At 44.6% G+C, this 17,993-nt stretch carries 12 protein-coding genes; all 12 read left to right on the plus strand.

Translation table 11 applies throughout. The annotated features are described in order from the left end of the window. Positions 1-304 precede the first annotated feature (304 nt). Entirely contained in the window at positions 305-1,654 is a 1,350-nt protein-coding gene (locus tag ACZ48L_RS11745; protein WP_025792252.1) for a Na(+)-translocating NADH-quinone reductase subunit A, read from the plus strand. A gap of 50 nt (positions 1,655-1,704) precedes the next feature. Then, positions 1,705-2,856 (plus strand): NADH:ubiquinone reductase (Na(+)-transporting) subunit B, encoded by a 1,152-nt coding sequence (locus ACZ48L_RS11750; RefSeq protein WP_025792250.1) that lies wholly within the window; start codon positions 1,705-1,707, stop codon positions 2,854-2,856. 17 nt (positions 2,857-2,873) lie between these two features. Next, positions 2,874-3,587: an NADH:ubiquinone reductase (Na(+)-transporting) subunit C gene (gene nqrC, locus ACZ48L_RS11755; RefSeq protein WP_036871428.1), complete on the plus strand. Its 714-nt coding sequence runs from the start codon at positions 2,874-2,876 to the stop codon at positions 3,585-3,587. Positions 3,588-3,615: 28 nt separating this feature from the next. Next, entirely contained in the window at positions 3,616-4,245 is a 630-nt protein-coding gene (locus tag ACZ48L_RS11760) for an NADH:ubiquinone reductase (Na(+)-transporting) subunit D (protein ID WP_025792249.1), read from the plus strand. Positions 4,246-4,247: 2 nt separating this feature from the next. Then, complete coding sequence (nqrE, locus tag ACZ48L_RS11765) at positions 4,248-4,874, plus strand: NADH:ubiquinone reductase (Na(+)-transporting) subunit E (protein WP_008822958.1); 627 nt, start codon at positions 4,248-4,250, stop codon at positions 4,872-4,874. Positions 4,875-4,882: 8 nt separating this feature from the next. Further along, positions 4,883-6,151 (plus strand): NADH:ubiquinone reductase (Na(+)-transporting) subunit F, encoded by a 1,269-nt coding sequence (gene nqrF, locus ACZ48L_RS11770; protein WP_008822959.1) that lies wholly within the window; start codon positions 4,883-4,885, stop codon positions 6,149-6,151. An 852-nt stretch (positions 6,152-7,003) separates the two neighbouring features. Further along, positions 7,004-10,486, plus strand: coding sequence for a SusC/RagA family TonB-linked outer membrane protein (locus ACZ48L_RS11775; RefSeq protein ID WP_464722060.1), 3,483 nt, complete (start codon positions 7,004-7,006; stop codon positions 10,484-10,486). A 6-nt stretch (positions 10,487-10,492) separates the two neighbouring features. Next, positions 10,493-12,040, plus strand: a complete 1,548-nt coding sequence (locus ACZ48L_RS11780; protein ID WP_008822961.1) for a RagB/SusD family nutrient uptake outer membrane protein — start codon at positions 10,493-10,495, stop codon at positions 12,038-12,040. Positions 12,041-12,082: 42 nt separating this feature from the next. Then, positions 12,083-12,715 carry a fasciclin gene (locus tag ACZ48L_RS11785; protein ID WP_219524338.1) on the plus strand — a complete coding sequence of 211 codons (633 nt, stop codon included), beginning with the start codon at positions 12,083-12,085 and terminating at the stop codon, positions 12,713-12,715. Between the two features lie 356 nt (positions 12,716-13,071). Then, positions 13,072-13,548 carry a hypothetical protein gene (locus ACZ48L_RS11790; protein WP_025792246.1) on the plus strand — a complete coding sequence of 159 codons (477 nt, stop codon included), beginning with the start codon at positions 13,072-13,074 and terminating at the stop codon, positions 13,546-13,548. A gap of 52 nt (positions 13,549-13,600) precedes the next feature. Then, positions 13,601-14,920, plus strand: a complete 1,320-nt coding sequence (locus ACZ48L_RS11795) for a thioredoxin family protein (RefSeq protein WP_219450200.1) — start codon at positions 13,601-13,603, stop codon at positions 14,918-14,920. Between the two features lie 9 nt (positions 14,921-14,929). After that, the gene (locus tag ACZ48L_RS11800) at positions 14,930-17,779 is read left to right on the plus strand and encodes a M16 family metallopeptidase (RefSeq protein WP_464722061.1); all 2,850 of its coding nucleotides are present in this window, start codon (positions 14,930-14,932) and stop codon (positions 17,777-17,779) included. Positions 17,780-17,993 lie beyond the last annotated feature (214 nt).

The following is a 17,993-nucleotide window of genomic DNA, read 5'->3' on the forward strand; positions in this document are numbered from 1 at the left end:
GAAAATAAGCTGCGCTCGGCAATCGGAAAGTACTCCTTTCATTGCTCTTGCTTGCATTATTTTTGCAGAAAATAAGCTACGCTCGGCAATCCGAAAGCACTCCTTTCATTGCTCTTGCTTGCATTATTTTTGCAGAAAATAAGCTGCGCTCGGCAATCTGAAAGCACTCCTTTCATTGCTCTTGCTTGCATTATTTTTGCAGAAAATAAGCTGCGCTCGGCAATCCGAAAGCACTCCTTTCAATGCCTTTGCTTGCACAATCTATCGATGAAATAATATAAAAACTCGCAATAATATCATTTTTATGGCAAATGTAATTAAGTTACGAAAGGGCTTAGACATTAACCTGATTGGATGCGCACAGGAGCAGTTGCTGCCAGTTAAGCCGTCGAAGGAGTACGCTTTAGTACCTGATGACTTCACTGGATTGACTCCTAAGGTGGTTGTCCGTGAGGGAGATCATGTCCGGGCTGGTGACCCTTTGTTTGTTGATAAGGGTTGTCCAGAGGTAAGTTTCGCTTCACCTGTGAGCGGTTCGGTCACAAGTGTCGAACGTGGAGAGAGGCGTAAGGTGTTACGTGTGAAGGTTGTTGCTGATGAGCAGCAAGAATTTGTTGATTTTGGAATAAAGGATTTGGCTGGTTTGTCAGCAGACGAGGTGAAGGATTGTCTGTTGAAAGCCGGTCTTTTTGGTTTTATAAACCAGCTTCCTTATGCTGTCAGCACACGTCCTGATACTACGCCGAAGGCAATCTTTGTATCTGCACTGCGTGATAAACCACTGCAGGGCGACTTTGAATTTGAGTTGAAAGGACAGGAAAAGGATTTCCAGACGGGCCTTTCTGCATTGGCAAAGATTGCTAAAGTCTATTTAGGTGTCGGTGTTAAGCAGACTGCTGAAGCGTTGGTAAACGCCAAAGACGTTGAGGTTAACGTCTTCGATGGACCTTGTCCAGCTGGAAACGTCGGTGTTCAGGTGAATCATATCTCACCTGTCAACAAGGGAGAGACCGTATGGACCGTTGAGCCAACAGCTGTTATCTTCTTCGGTCGGTTGTTCAATACGGGTAAAGTCAACCTTACTCGTCGTGTAGCTGTAGCTGGTAGCATGGTGAAGAACACTGGTTACGTGGATGTTCTTGTTGGTACTCCGCTGCAGGATATTCTTGCAGACAACGTGAAAGGTGGCTGTCATGTCCGCATCTTGAATGGTAATCCTCTCACGGGGATCATCGCTACAGATGAAACAGTCCTTGGTGCACACACCTCAGAGGTAACAGTGATCCCTGAAGGAGATGATGTTAACGAGCTTGCAGGTTGGATAATGCCACGTTTCAATGATTTCTCAACCTCCCATAGTTACTTCACTTGGTTGCAGGGAAAGAAAGCATATAACCTCGATGCACGTATCAAGGGTGGTGAACGCCACATGATCATGAGTGGAGAGTACGACAAGGTGTTGCCAATGGATATCTATGGCGAATACCTTATCAAGTCTATTATCTCAGGAAACATAGACAGTCAAGAACAATTAGGTATCTATGAGGTAAGTCCAGAGGACTTTGCTTTAGCTGAATTCGTTGACAGTTCAAAGCTACCACTGCAGAAAATTGTTCGTGAAGGTCTTGATATTCTCAGAAAAGAAAATGCGTAGGGTTTCGTGATTCCTACATAAAATTTAAGAACCCTATAACGATTAATAATATGAGTTTAAGAAATTATCTCGATAAGATACGCCCAAACTTTGAAGAGGGTGGTAAGCTTCATGCTTTCAAGAGTGTCTTTGATGGTTTCGATACTTTCTTGTATGTTCCGAACGAAACATCCAAGAGCGGTGTCTCTATCCACGATGCGATTGACTCGAAGCGTATTATGAGTATTGTGGTAATCTCTCTGTTGCCAGCATTGTTGTTCGGTATGTATAACATCGGATACCAGAATGCTGTAGCTGCAGGGAAGTTAGCCGATGCAACATGCTGGGGAATGTTCCTCTATGGCTTGCTGGCATTGTTGCCAAAGATTCTTGTTTCTTACATTGTTGGCTTGGGTATTGAGTTTGCCTGGGCACAGTGGAAGGGGGAAGAGATACAAGAGGGTTACCTTGTGTCAGGTATTCTCATACCATTGATAATCCCTGTTACCACACCATTGTGGATCCTTGTCCTTGCCATTGCCTTTGCTGTTATCTTCACAAAGGAAATCTTTGGCGGAACAGGTATGAACATTTTCAATGTTGCTTTAGCAGCCCGTGCCTTCCTCTTCTTCTCTTATCCAAGCAGAATGACAGGTGATAGTATCTGGGTAGCAAGTGATTCTATCTGTGGATTGGGCTATACCTTACCTGACGGATTCACCATGGCAACACCATTGGGACAGATTGCTCAGGGTGTAGATGTCAACCATTCCGTTTGCGATATGGTATTAGGATTAATCCCAGGATCAGTTGGTGAGACGTCAGTCATAGCCATTGCCATTGGTGCTGTCATCCTTTTGTGGACGAATATAGCCAGTTGGAAGACAATGCTCAGCGTCTTCATTGGTGGAACAGTGATGGGACTGCTCTTCCATTCTACTGGTGCAACTCCAATACAGTGGTATGAACACCTCGTATTAGGTGGCTTCTGCTTTGGTGCAGTGTTCATGGCAACCGACCCTGTTACCTCTTCTCGCACAGAGACAGGTAAGTGGGTTTATGGCTTCTTCATCGGTGCGATGGCTATCATCATCCGTGTTCTGAATCCAGGTTATCCAGAGGGTATGATGCTCGCCATCCTCTTTGGTAACATGTTTGCCCCACTTATCGACTACTGTGTAGTACAGTCAAACATCAGCAAGCGTGCTAAGCGTGCTAAATAAATAAGGAGGAGAAAGATATGAAGACAAATAGTAATTCTTATACAATTGTTTATTCTGTCATCCTCGTGTTGATAGTAGCTTTCTTGCTTGCGTTCGTTTTCCAGGCATTGAAGCCCATGCAGGATGCTAATGTGCAGCTCGACCAGCAGAAACAGATTCTTTTTGCACTCAATCAGGATCGTAATATGACCAACGAACAGGCTGTTCAGCTGTGGAAGAAGATTATCATTGCTGACGATGTCATCAATGCTGACGGTAAAGTTACCGAAGCTGGAAAGCAAGGAGGCGTTGATGCTGGCTTCAAACTGACCAGCAAAGACGCGAAGGAAGGTAAACTGGCACTGTATCGTTGTAAAGTAAACGGTGAGGATAAGTATGTTATTCCTGTTTATGGTAATGGTCTTTGGGGTCCTATCAATGGCTTTATTGCCATCAACGGTGACAAGCAGACGGTGTTTGGAGCCTACTTCAATCATGAGAGTGAAACTGCCGGTTTAGGTGCAGAAATCAAGGATAATGCCTCTTGGCAGGCTAAGTTCAAGGGAAAGAAGCTCTTCTCTGGTGCAGACAAGCAGAAGATAGCGTTGGCTGTGGAGAAGAAGATTACCGACCCATCAACGCAGGTTGATGCCGTGACAGGTGCTACTCTGACCAGTAATGGTGTTACGGAGATGTTCCAGGCTGATAAGGGTGGACTCCAGCCTTACGTCAAATTCCTGACCAGCAAATAACTGTCTAACCGTTTAATGCAATAAGAAAATGAATTTATTTTCAAAACAAAATAGAGAGGTTCTCAGTAATCCGCTGAACTTGGACAACCCTATTATGGTCCAGGTGCTCGGAATCTGTTCAGCCCTTGCCGTCACTTCACAGTTGAAACCGGCAATTGTTATGGGTCTTGCCGTAACGATTATCACGGCATTCTCCAATGTTATTATCTCACTTATTCGTAACACGATTCCTAATCGTATCCGTATCATCGTGCAGTTGGTGGTCGTTGCAGCTCTTGTGACCATCGTTAGCCAGATATTGAAGGCTGTTGCATACGACGTAAGCGTACAGCTTTCAGTCTATGTCGGGCTTATCATCACCAACTGTATCCTCATGGGACGTCTGGAAGCATTCGCTATGACCAACAAACCATGGCCAAGTTTCCTCGATGGTATTGGTAACGGACTCGGATATGCCATGATTCTTGTTATCGTTGGTGCTGTCCGCGAGTTCTTCGGTCGTGGTTCTCTGTTAGGCTTCAAGCTAATCCCACAGAGTTTCTATGATGCTGGATACATGGATAACGGTATGATGTCCATGCCAGCCATGGCCCTCATCCTGTTAGGATGTGTTATTTGGATTCATCGTTCATATTTCTATAAAGAAGACAAGAAGTAGTTATGGAACATCTTATTAGTTTATTCTTCAGGTCCATCTTTGTGGACAATATGATTTTCGCATTCTTTTTGGGAATGTGTTCATTCCTTGCTGTATCGAAGAATGTGAAGACTTCGCTTGGACTTGGTGCTGCGGTAACCTTCGTTTTGCTTGTTACCACACCTGCCAACTATCTCCTGTTGACAAAGGTTTTAGGTCCCGACTGTCTTGCAGATGGTGTCGACCTCACTTATCTTAGTTTCATTCTTTTCATCGCAGTCATTGCAGGTATCGTGCAGATAGTGGAGATGGCGGTAGAGAAATTCTCTCCTTCACTCTATGGTGCATTAGGTATCTTCCTTCCATTGATTGCCGTTAACTGTGCCATCATGGGTGCATCACTCTTTATGCAGCAGCGTATTGGTCTTGATCCATCCAGCACACAGTACATTGGGTCCGTATGGGATGCTCTCATCTACGGTCTCGGATCGGGTATTGGTTGGACTTTAGCCATCGTCGCAATGGGTGCTATCCGTGAGAAGATGGAGTATTCTGACGTGCCAAAGCCATTGCAGGGCCTTGGTATCACATTTATCACAGTAGGACTGATGGCCATGGCAATGATGTGCTTCTCAGGTCTTAAAATCTAAGTAATCAAATGGGACAATTCATAACAACAAGTATTGTAGTATTCCTGATTACCATCCTGGTGCTGGTAATCCTCCTGCTTGTGGCTAAAAAGTACCTTAGTCCGAGTGGAAAGGTGACGATAACGATTAATGGCGATAAGGAGATGACCGTTGACCAAGGTAGTTCCGTCATGGCAACGCTGAACGAAAACGGTGTCTTCCTGCCTTCTGCATGTGGTGGTAAGGCAAGCTGTGGACAGTGTAAGGTGCAGGTTGTTGAAGGAGGAGGTGAGATTCTCGATTCCGAACGACCACACTTCAGTCGTAAAGAGATAAAGGATCACTGGCGACTCGGCTGCCAGTGTAAGGTGAAAGGTGACATGGCACTGAAAGTTCCTGAGGCTGTCATGGGCGTAAAGGAGTGGGAGTGCACCGTTATCTCCAACAAAAACGTGTCAAGTTTCATCAAAGAGTACAAGGTTGCTTTGCCTCCTGGCGAGCACATGGACTTCATTCCTGGTTCGTATGCACAGATTAAGATTCCTGCTTACGACTGTATTGACTATGACAAGGACTTCGATAAGAATGATATTGGTGAGGAATATCTGGGTCCATGGAAGCAATTCAATCTTCTTTCATTGAAGGCTCACAACCCAGAAGACACCATTCGTGCTTATTCTATGGCGAACTATCCTGACGAGGGTGACATCATTACGCTGACGGTTCGTATTGCTACACCACCGTTCTTGCCACGTCCTCAGGTTGGTTTCCAGGATGTACCAACGGGTATTGGTTCGTCTTATATCTTCTCACTCAAGCCAGGTGACAAGGTGATGATGAGTGGTCCTTACGGTGATTTCCATCCTAATTTCACCTCAGGGAAGGAGATGATATGGATTGGTGGTGGTGCTGGAATGGCTCCTCTACGCTCTCAGATTATGTATATGACCAAGACGTTGCACACACGTGACCGTGAAATGCACTTCTTCTATGGTGCTCGTTCACTCAGTGAGGCGTTCTTCCTTGAGGATTTCTGGGAACTTGAGAAGGAATATCCTAACTTCCACTTCCATCTTTCACTTGACCGTCAGGATCCAAAGGCTGATGAAGCTGGCGTAAAATACTATACTGGCTTTGCCGTTAACTGCATTCGTGATGAGTATCTTAAGGACCATGAGGCTCCAGAAGATTGTGAATATTATCTCTGTGGACCTCCTATGCTTATCAAGACTGTTACCGATTATCTTGATAGTCTTGGTGTTGACAAGGATGCTATCATGTATGATAACTTCGGATAATTCACCTCTTAATATATTTATAACGGGAATATCAGTCATGGTATTCCCGTTTTTTTGTTCCTATATATATAATAAGGTGTAGAAATGGCAGATGAAGTTCACTCCGATGCTTGCTTGTGAAGGGGACAAGTGGGGGAGTTTGCAGGATGATCAGTAGGCGTCCTGCGTGCTAAAGGCTTTGGCTCTTGGGGGCTAGGACTCCTAGGGTGCCTAGGATTCCTAGGCTTTAAAGGCTATTAGCTGGGGGATTCTTAGGGGCTAGGAGTCCTATGATTCCTAGGAATCCTAGGCTTTAAAGCTATTACCTGGAAGCCCTTTTTGTCAAGATTCTTCCCATCTGCTTTTCAATCTATGCCCTTTTGCTTTGTAAAAGGGCATGTTTTGCATTGCAAAAGGGCATCTTTTGACGTGTAAAAGGGCGTCTTTTACAATGCTAAAGGGCACCTTTTAAAACCCTCTTTGTAACCTTTTGATAATCTGATGGTTATAAAGTCGGATTTTAAAGGATTTCTTTGAGAAATTAAAAGATGAACCTTTAAATTATGTAATGATGTTTCAATGAAGCTACTTTTCCTCCCTCCGTGAAGAAAGATGTATAGTTGACGTCATGATACACCCACTATGATTGGAAGAAAAAGCAAAAATAGTGGAAAAAAAGATACATGTTTTCCTTGTATTATCAAAAGATATGTTTAAATTTGCAGAGAAAATTCATTTTGGAATCATTGTTAACTTAAGAATGGGAGACGGTGGCTTTCCCATGATTATGATACCATCATGTATGGTGATTTAGCAATATTACCATATAGAACATACGATTTATAAAATTATTCATTTAATAACAAACCTATCATGAAGTATCATCATGTGTTTAGTTTCACCCGAAGGTTACCGTCCGTAGTAATCCTGATGACCTTTTTCCTGGTCTTCATAGGGACTACTCCGGCGTTCTCACAGGTGCCGGGCAAGCCGTTCTCAATCTCGTTTAAGGACAAGAGCGTGGCTGATATCCTGGATTTCCTTGCAACAAAGGGCGACTACAAGATTAATTATTCCGACGATGTGAAGAATGATTCTCTGCTTCTCACCATCTCATTCGATGACGTCGACGAGCTAAGTGCAGTGGAGAGCCTTTTGTCACATACGCATTTCATGCACAATGTTGATGGAAAAGTCATCAACGTCTTTAAGATGCAGGATGCCAAACAAGGACAGTACACCCTCAAAGGTACTGTTAAGGACAAGGACGGACTGGGTGTCCCCTTTGCCATTGTACAGATAAAAGGAACATCAAAGGGTGTGACTGCCGACATAGACGGTAATTTCTCCATGCCAATGGACCAACAGGAAGGCAACATAACCATATCAAGTGTGGGCTATGAACCCAAGACTTTGAAGTATAATACGGCAAAAGACCTGAATGTTATCCTTGCTTCTTCAGCCCATTCCTTGGGAGAAGTGACGGTAGTTGCCTATGGTAAGCGTAACACACGTGAGCAAGTTGGTGCGATAGCATCCGTTAAACCAGAGGATTTACAGAAGACTCCGTCAGCAAGTATAGAAAACTTGCTGCAGGGACGCATGGCAGGTGTGGATGTAAGTAACCTCTCTGGCTCACCAGGTGGTGGTGGTGCAAAGATTACAATACGTGGTTTCAGCTCGTTGAACCAGAACGGTATCAACGACGGAACGCCTCTTTACGTCATTGATGGTATCCCTGTGTCAGGTAGTGCAGGCGAGGCTACGGGTGGTATCAACCCACTTGCTGGTCTTGATCCCGCAAGTATAGAGTCGGTTCAGGTACTGAAAGATGCTGCTTCTGCCTCTCTTTATGGTTCACGTGCAGGTAATGGTGTCATCCTTATCACGACAAAGAAAGGAAAATCGGGCAAGTCTGAGGTAAGTGTCAACGTCTCTCAGTCACTCTCTTGGTTGCCAAGTACCCCAATGCAGACCATGGGTAAGGGCGAGCGTGACATCGCTTTGCTTCTTGCAAAGAGCCAGCGTGGCGCACACTATGACTATCTCACGGATAAGATTGTTTTTCCTGGATCCTATAAAGATTCGTATGGATGGGATGCTGATAACGATGGTGCATATGACTATCTGTGGCGCAATGGTAGAGTTCTCGACCCTGATCGCCGTTTACCAGCCATCGCTCAGGACTCTCTGAACACCTTCTATAATAACAAAACCAACTGGTGGAAATACGTTTTCCGTGTTGGTCGCGTGACAAAAGCCGACCTTCAGTTGGCTGGTGGTACGGATAATATAAGGTATATGGTCAATGGTGGTGTCTATGATGAGACCGGTATCATGATCAGTTCCAACTTCCGCCGCTTCAGTTTGTTGAGTAATCTCGACTTCAACCTGTCTACAAAGCTCAGTGTTTTCACACGTATCAACCTCGCTTATGCCACACAGAAGGCTGGTTCGGGTGGTGGTCGAGTGCAGGGATTGACCTTTGACCCGAAACGAACGTCGACACTTCTGCCAGGAAAGGGGAGTACTGCAGAGCAGATTGCACTGCGTCAGTTGAGGGATATCGACAAGACAAACTCTAATTATAACGTCCGATTGAGTCTCGGTTTGAACTATGACATCATCAAAGGGTTGCGGTTCTCATCCACATACTCACTCGATCACTACTTCACAAGAGTATATACCTTCACGCCAGACTATCTGAAGTACGACCTCAAGTCGGCTGTTGAAGCATCGAACATCGCAATGACGAATATTCAGACAGAGAATATTCTGACTTATAACGTACCACTGTCAACTGATCATAAACTGGAGTTGATGGCAGGTATGACCTATAATTACGACCTGTTACAGAACCTTAGCGGTACTGCAAAGGGTGGTCCGACGAACTCAATCAAGTACGCTGGTGAGGGATGGCCTTCTCTTTTGAATGATGGAGGTACGATAAGAGCAGCGCAAAGCTTCCTTACCAACCAGCAGGAACAGTCGTTGGTCAGCTTCTTAGGCCGTGCTGTATATAACTATAAGAAACGTTACATGGCTGAAGTATCCGTTCGTTCGGACGGATCCAGCGTCTTCGGAAAAGATGTTCGTTGGGGTACCTTCCCTTCAGTGGGCCTTGGTTGGGCATTCAGTGAGGAACGTTTCATGAAGAAACTCTGGTGGTTAAGCTTCGGAAAGCTACGTGCTTCATGGGGAAAATCAGGTCAGAAGTTCCAGGAACCTTACCTTGCACTGGGTGTAATGGAGGAGAGTAACATCTTCAATGGCTCGTTGGGCTTGATACCACAGTCCATGGCAAACAAGAGACTGACGTGGGAAGAGAGCGATCAGTATGATGTTGGTCTCGATCTTCAGCTCTTAGACTATCGTTTGAAGTTCAAGTTGGATTATTATTATAAGTATTCCAGCAAGCTGTTGATGCAGTCTTACCTCCCAGGTAACGTCTTCTTGGCAACGAGCATGTGGGATAACGCTTCAGCAATATCCAATGAAGGTATTGAGTTTGAGGCTCAGTATGACATCATTCGTAAGAAGAACTGGAACTGGAGTGTAGGCTTGAACCTCTCACACAATAAGAATATGCTGCGCAAGACCTATAACGGTGAGGACCTCAACGACAAGGTATTGGGGCGTCCGGTATATGGTATCTACACCTTCAAGGACGAGGGTATCGTGCAGAAAGAGGAGGATATCCCAATGTATCCGAATGCCTCTGGAAAGCTCACACCGCTCTACTTCCAGTCTGTTAACAACCCATTGCGTGTGGGTGGACGTAAGATCAAGGACCAGAACTTTGACGGTGTGATTGATGATAAGGACCTTTACTATGCTGGTAGTACGCTGCCTGCAGTGTATGGTGGTCTGAACAGCCACTTGGAATGGAAGGGATTGAGCCTTGATGTATTGTTCAGTTACACCATAGGACGTAAGGTAATGAACATGTATAAGAACAGTGCCTTCACCTTTACCAAGGACTTTGGTGTTATCATGAACTACTTCCACGCCAATGATTTCTGGACTCCAGATAACCGCGGAGCCAAGTATCCTTCCCTTGAATTTGCTGATAAGGATTACATCGGACAGTTTGATGGTAACGTAGACTCGAACATTGAGAACATCAGCTTCCTGCGTTTGAAGCAGTTAGTCATTGGTTATCAGTTCCCAAAGACATGGTTGAAGGGCACATTCATTAAGGATGCAAACATCTATCTCAGTGGTGAGAACCTCTTCTTGATAACTAATTATTCTGGAGTTGACCCTGAAGTCATCAATCCTTATACAGGAAAAGACGACGGAACACAGTATCCTTTGAACAGAAAGGTGACCTTGGGACTTAATTTAAAATTCTAATTGAGAATGAAAAGAATCATATATCTTTCGTTATGTGCCTGCCTTCTCACTTCCTGCAGCCTCGATCTGCAGCCAGAGAACGGTCTTACATATAGCAATTCCTTCAATACTGAGAAGGAATTGAACGCCACAACGACATCCATACAGTATTATATAAACACTACAGTGGGCAATAACTATGACTTTGCAACGGCTGGTGTGTTGGCTGATAATATCTTGGATGGCAAGCAATTACGTGAGTGGAACCCACGAACGGTGATAACAAGTGAGTATTCTTGGAAGGGTTTCTATGATATTATCTTTGAGTCTAACCTGTTGTTGGATAACATTGACAGGACAAAAGACTTGTCTCCTGAGCGTCGGAACTACCACGTTGGACAGGCAGAGTTCGGTCTTGGACTGTCTTATTTCCTCTTGGCTCAACGTTATGGGGATGCTATCATCACAGAGAACTCTTCGGTAATCAAACCTTATCAGCAGTCGTCTCAGGAGCAAGTGCTCGCTGCGGCAATTGAACATGCAAAGAAAGCGTATGACGTTTTGCCTACTTGGGACAAGCTGACTGACCTCAATGGCAATGCAATAACCAATCGACAGACGGCTTCAAAGGGTACTGCTACTGCTTTGTTGGCACAGATTTATGCGTGGAAAGGTAGTGTTACAGAGCTTTATCATCTGAAAGGTAATGCGCAGGAGGACTACCAGAACGCTGTTAAATATGCCACTGAGCTGATTGATAATAAGGTGGGTAGCTATCAGTTGTGTGCTTCTCCAGAAGTACTTTGCACCTATCTGTCAAATGAGAAGAGCCCTAATCCAGAGGCAATCTTCAGCCTTTACTTCGATAAGACACGTTCTGAGAATGTCGTTTCACCAAATGAAATAGCACAGAACTACGTGAGCTGGCCTGTAAGAGAAGATCAGACATTGGCTGATCTGACATCAAGTACCACTTATCAGCTGTACAAATCAACGGTGGAGACGCTCTTCCCTGATACAACAGACAAGCGTTTGCAGGCGTTTTTCTATCAGTGGGGAACTCAACATGACGTAGATGGCACAGATTATGCCATTATGTATAAGTTCAGAAAGGCTATCTTCGATCCTGACCAGTACTCTCCAAGTGGTAAAAGTTACCGTACTGTAGATGCTGATTACGTGTATTGGAGACTGGCAGATATCTACCTTTTGCGGGCAGAATGCAATCAGAAGTTGGGCAATGAAGCACAAGCTATTGCCGACTTGAACGTTATCCGCAATCGTGCAGGTGCCCTTTCTTACCCTTCAACCTATGATACTGAAGGTCTGAAGAAGGCCATCTTCCTCGAAAGAGAGAAGGAGTTCATTGGTGAAAATGACGCTCGTTATGCTGATATCATCCGTAATGGATATGTCAAAGAAGAGCTACAAGGTAAGTTCAAGGTGCTCACCAACCAGGATATACAGAATGGTGCACTCTTCTTACCATTGCCAAAAGACGCATGGCAGGATAAGGATGGACATGTCATTAACAACCAATTGCGCCAGAAACCATATTGGCAGGCATACAACTAATGGTATGCTGGGTTACGAATCTATAATAATTCTGATATAAAGATGAAGAAGATCATATTTCTTGTGGCGTTGTCTTTGGCTATATTAAGCCTCGGCAGCTGTACACAATATAACTTTGATGATACCGGAGTAGCCAATGGTAAGCATGAAACAACCATGTGGGACTACTTCAAAGGTGATAAATATAACTGGCAATTGCTATGTGAGATGGCTGAAAGGGCTGACCTTGTGAGTGTCTTCCAGGGCACAAGCCAGTACGGAAAGAACTTCACTTTCTTCGGACCTACCAGCAATAGTATCCGTAGATACCTCTATGCGAATGGTATGGATAAGGTTTCTGACATCCCAGTAGCCGACTGTAAGAAGTTTATCCTCGACTGTTTGCTGCCAGGTAAGCGTGTTATGCTGGACGATTTCAAGGAAGGTGTGAAGTCAACTGACCCCTCTACGCCAGTAGGAAAGGGTGGTGAGATGCTCACAATGGCGTCAGGTAAGCAGTTATGGGTATATTCTTTCCGTGAATCTTACAATGGTGTGGCACATGCAGGACCACTTCAGATCTATCTTGTGTCACCTTCTACGACGAAAACATCCCACGTTGCCTCATGTAACATTGAGACATTGACGGGTGTTGTACACTCTCTTGATTATAACTTCACGCCGGGTGACTTCTAAAGTCACGCTGGCTGAAGAGCTAAAAGCATACTGCTTGATTGTCCAAAGTGCATTACTTGAATATCAAAAGTAGATAGCTTGACAGTCTAAAGTGCATTACTTGAATATCAAAAGTAGATAGCTTGACAGTCTAAAGTATATAGTTTGAAGGTTCAATGTATCTTACTTGAATATCCAAAGTAGATAGCTTGACGGTTCAAAGTTTCTTACTTGAATGTCAAAAGTACATTACTTGAAAGTCTAAAGTATATAGTTTGACAAACCAAAGCAGCTTACTTGAAGGTTCAAAGCAGATTATTTGAAGGTTTAAAGCAAATTAGTTGAATATCCCAATCATATAAAATGAAGATTAAGCGATGAAGAAGATAAAGAAAAAAAACATACTGATGCTCTCTCTTATGGCACTTGTCATAGGGTTCACAGCATCATGCAGCAAGATGGATGTGGGTTATCTCCGAACAGAAGGAGCCTCATTCACTCCAGATTCATTGAATGTTTTCCACAACATTGACCCTACCAGCGTGCAGGCAACAGACAATTTGCCGTTCGTTTCCATACGCATTCAGGGTGTAGCAGGTACCAATCCTGTTAATTATGAGCTATCAAGTGTCAAGGCTGACAGCCCTTCTGCTTCCGAACTCTTTATGAAACTCTATAAAGAAGGGAAGATTTCAGTGGCTGGTGGACTGATCGTTGTCTCACAGAATGCTTCCCGTCAGCTTCCTAACGGGCGTTATATACTCTCTCTTAAGGTGTATAATGAGGACCACGAGGCCATCCTGAAAGATGTGTTTACGATTGTAGTAACAGACGATAAGTTGCCTACAGCTTAACTCCCGTGGGTTTCTCACACAACAATAAGAACAATATAATAAGGTATTACTTATGAAAATGAAAAGATATATCTATGCGCTTGTAGCGCTTCTCATGTTCGTTTCTCCGCTATATGCTCAGGAGAATACAACGGGTATCAGCTTCTTTAAAGGCACATTTGAGGAAGCATTGGTCAAGGCAAAGCAGGAAAACAAACCGTTATTTGTCGACTTTTACGCCGTATGGTGCGTCCCTTGCAAGAAGATGGCTAAGACAGTCTTCACCCAAGAGGCGGTAGGTAAGTACTTCAATGAGCACTTTATCAGTCTACAACTTGATGCTGAGAAGGGCGAAAACGTACAGATTGCGAAGAATTATAAGGTCGTTGCCTATCCGACAGTAGCTTTTATCGCTCCAGACGGCAAGGCTTTGTCAGTCAATACGGGTGCTATGAATGCCGATGAGCTCATGGAAGCAGCCAAGATTGTTGCTGGTGAGAGTGTTAGTTTTGAGGAACTTTACAATAAGTACAAGGCAGATAACAATGACCTCGACGTACAACAGCAGCTTCTTCTCAAAGCTCCTTCCTTCCTACAGGCGCAGGAAGGCATGGAAGCAGACAAGTGGGTGACACGTCTACAGAAGCTTTATAAGAACTATGTTGCTGCCAAAGCACCAACGAAAATCATCAATGAGAATGACTATAAGATTATTCTTACCCTCGAAGGGGATGATGATAAGGAGCACAAACAGTACATCGTAGACCTCATCAATGACCATCTTGATGATTGGATGAAGGCTATTGGCAAGGCACCAGCCTACTATATCGCTGAAGCTAACGACATCCTGGCTGAGGATTTGGCAAAGGAGGGCAACATAAAGTATAAGGATTATGTTGAGAAAGTCAAGAATCAGTATGCCAAAGCCTATGATGTTATTGGCTTGAAGGGCATCACTCCTTATGAGAAGTCAAAGCTTTACTTCGATGCTCTCTACAATCTTTATAAGAATAAGGATGTAGATGGATACGTAAAAGCCATGCAAACTTACTTCTCAAAGATGCAGGATAACCTCCGTGCAGCCGACTATGGTAAGGCAGCACAGAACCTTTACATGGCAGCAGGCAAGAGTTTGAAGCCTAAAGATCATGAGGTTGCTATCCAATGGGCGCAGAAAGCACTTTCACAAGAGGATGCTGTCATGGATAGAGTGAACTATATGGTGATGATAGGTGACTCTTATCGTGAGCTGAAGAACTATGCTAAGGCACGCGAATTCTATAACCAAGCGTATGCAGAGACGCTCCGTTTGGAGAATATGGAGATGCCTCAAGCCATGCTTCAGGACGCCATCAAGCAGAAACTTGCTACTATCGAACTCCTTGAAAAATAAACAATGACAATGTTCAAGAATATCATTAAACAGCTTACGGGCGTGCCTATGGCATTGCTCGTGGGCTTTTTCTTTTTATCGCTGACCCCTGCTCATGCACAGATGAAGGGGCTTCGGCAGGGGAAACTACCCAATGGCTTGACTTATTACATCTACAATGACGGCTCTGATGTTGGTGAGGCACAGTATTATCTCTACCAGAATGTGGGTGCTATCATGGAGAATAAGGACGAGATGGGGCTTGCCCACGTGCTCGAACACTTGGCTTTTAATGCCACAGACCACTTCCCTGACGGTGTGATGAACTTCCTTCGCAGTCATAATCTCAATGATTTTGAGGCGTTCACGGGCGTTGATGACACACGTTATGCCGTTCATAACGTCCCAACAAAGGATGCAAAGCTCAATGAACAGATGCTTTGGATACTTCGTGACTGGTGCCATGGCATCAAGATAAACCCACAGGACGTTGAGAAAGAACGCAGTATTATCCTTGAAGAGTGGCGTCATCGTGCTGGTGTCAACCGTCGTCTGACGGATGCCATAGCACCTGTTGTCTATAACAACTCTGGTTATGCAACACATAATGTCATTGGTTCACAGGATTTCCTACGCTCATTCCAGCAGAAACAGGTAAAGCAATTCTATGATAAATGGTATCGTCCGAACCTGCAGTTCATTGCTATCATCGGCGATGTAGACCTTGATCAGACGGAGAAGAACATCCAGGCGGTGTTCAAGACGTTGCCTAACAAGCTTGCACCAGCCGTTGATCCACAGGTTCGTAACATCCCTGACAATGCCGATCCGCTCTATCTTCGCTTCATAGATCCCGAGAATAAGAGTGCTTCCTTTGGTCTTTATCAACGTTATAACGTGAAGGGTAACGCTCCAGAAGAGGACAGAGTGCGTCAGTTTATCTTCACAAAATTCTTCAATACACTTGCTCCTAAGCGCTTTGTCATGCTGAAGAATGCTGATAAAGAGAACTTCATAGCAGCTGAGGTGAGCCTTTCTCCGTTGGTGAGGGATTACTATCAGATGGCGTGGGACATGGTTCCTTATGAGGGTAAGGAACAGAAAGCACTACAACAGATGCTTGCTGTGCGTGCTAACCTGCGTGACAATGGTTTCACGGCAGCCGAGTTTAATGCTGAAAAGGAGAAGATGTACAGTGGAATGAAGGATGTTCTGGAAGCCAAAGGACTTGGAACACCCGACAATGCACTGATGCTTTTCCGTCAGAACTACCTCTTCGGAATCCCCGTAGCCGACTTCCGTACACAGATAAGTCGTAACATTGAGACGCTTGTAGAGTTGGAAGTAGAGGATATCAATGCGTGGATGAAGTCACTCCTGACGGATAAGAACCTCGCTTTCGTTACTTATTCTAAGTCGAAAGATGAGATGAATATTACGAAAGAGGCGTTTGAGAGCGCACTGAAAACAGAACAAAAGGACGAGCAGATGGCGCAGACAAACGATGTTCAGCCCATCACGAAGCTCATAGACTTCAATATTGTACCGGGTAAGATAGTTGCTGAGAAACAGCTCAAGACGCTACAGTCGAAGGAATGGACCCTCAGTAACGGGGCTAAAGTCATCTATAAATACCTGCCCGAAGCCAAGGGACGCTTCTTCTTTGCTGGTTCATCAGTAGGTGGAAAGTCCATTGTTCCTGCTAAAAACCTTGCTGATTACATGGCAATGCGCGCCCTGCTGATGCAGTCGGGGGTATATAAGTACAACCGAAACCAGCTGGCTCAGTGGTTACAAGGTAAGGATTTGAATCTCTCATTGTCCTTGGAAGACTACAGTGATGGCGTTGGTGGCAATGCAGCAGTAGCCAATGCTGATGATTTCTTTGCTTATCTGTATCTCGTTTTGTCACGTCAGAACTTCTCAAAGAGTGTCTTCGACAAGTATATCCAGCGCAGTCTCTATCTGTATGACAACCGTCCTACAACGGGTATGGATGCTGTTCAGGACTCCATCCGCCAGCTTCTTTATCCTGCAACGGCTGAGAATCCTCTTCAGAACGAGGCTTTCTATAAGTCAGTACAGTTCGATGGACTGAGCAAACAGTTCGATGAGCACTTCGGAAATGCCGCTCAATTCACTTATTGTCTTATCGGTGACATCCCAGAGGCACGTGCCAAGGAGCTTGTCACACGCTATATTGGTTCGCTGAAGGGCGATGCTAAAGTGGCAAAACGCACGGTTCGTCCACTTGATTTCACATCTGATAAGCCACTGATAAAGCGTACCTTCGAAACCGAATCAGATGATGGAATGGCTGAAATAGAGATCTCTTACGATAACAAGGTTGCCCTTTCCGACAAGGAACAGGCTGCTCTGGAAGTGATGCGTGCTCTGTTGGAGCGTCGGTACTTCGATGTGTTGCGTGAGAAAGAACACCTTACTTATACCGTTGGTGTGCAGAGTGTCTATACGGCACAGCCAAAAGAGAATGAGAGTCTTAGCATTCACCTGCAGACATCACGTGAGAATGTGGACAAAGCCATCACCCTTGTCTATCAGATTCTTGATGACGTGAAGGCACAACGCTTCTCTCTTGACGATTTCAAGGCAGCAATGGTGCCACTGGCAGTTGATGAAGAGCGCACTGATGCACCACAAGACAACAGTGATCCGTCCCTTTGGTTGAGTCTGCTGAACGTCTATGCGGAGACGGGTAATGAGCTTTCGCCAACAGTACCAACAGCTTCAACGCCAGTCTTCAGTACGCTGACACCACAGGATATAGCTGCTGTGGCAAAGAAGATCACCAACAATGCCAAGCAACGTGAGATTGTTGTGAAGCCTGTTGTACACGAAGGTAAGCGCACAAACTTCTAATATTATAAGCTGAAAACTGCCGTAGTATCATCCAATACTACGGCAGTTTTCTTTTTCCCTGTCCCTTCCTGCATCCTCAACATCGGTTATCTTGTTTTCTCCCGTTAGCCTTAGTCGATGCACTGATACGTAGTTTGGCTTTTGTGATATTATCCTTACATTTATTAACCACAGTCCAACCCGTTTTTAAGTCATTTCCTTTAAAACCCGCCTT

The sequence above is a fragment of the Prevotella histicola genome (assembly GCF_055385135.1).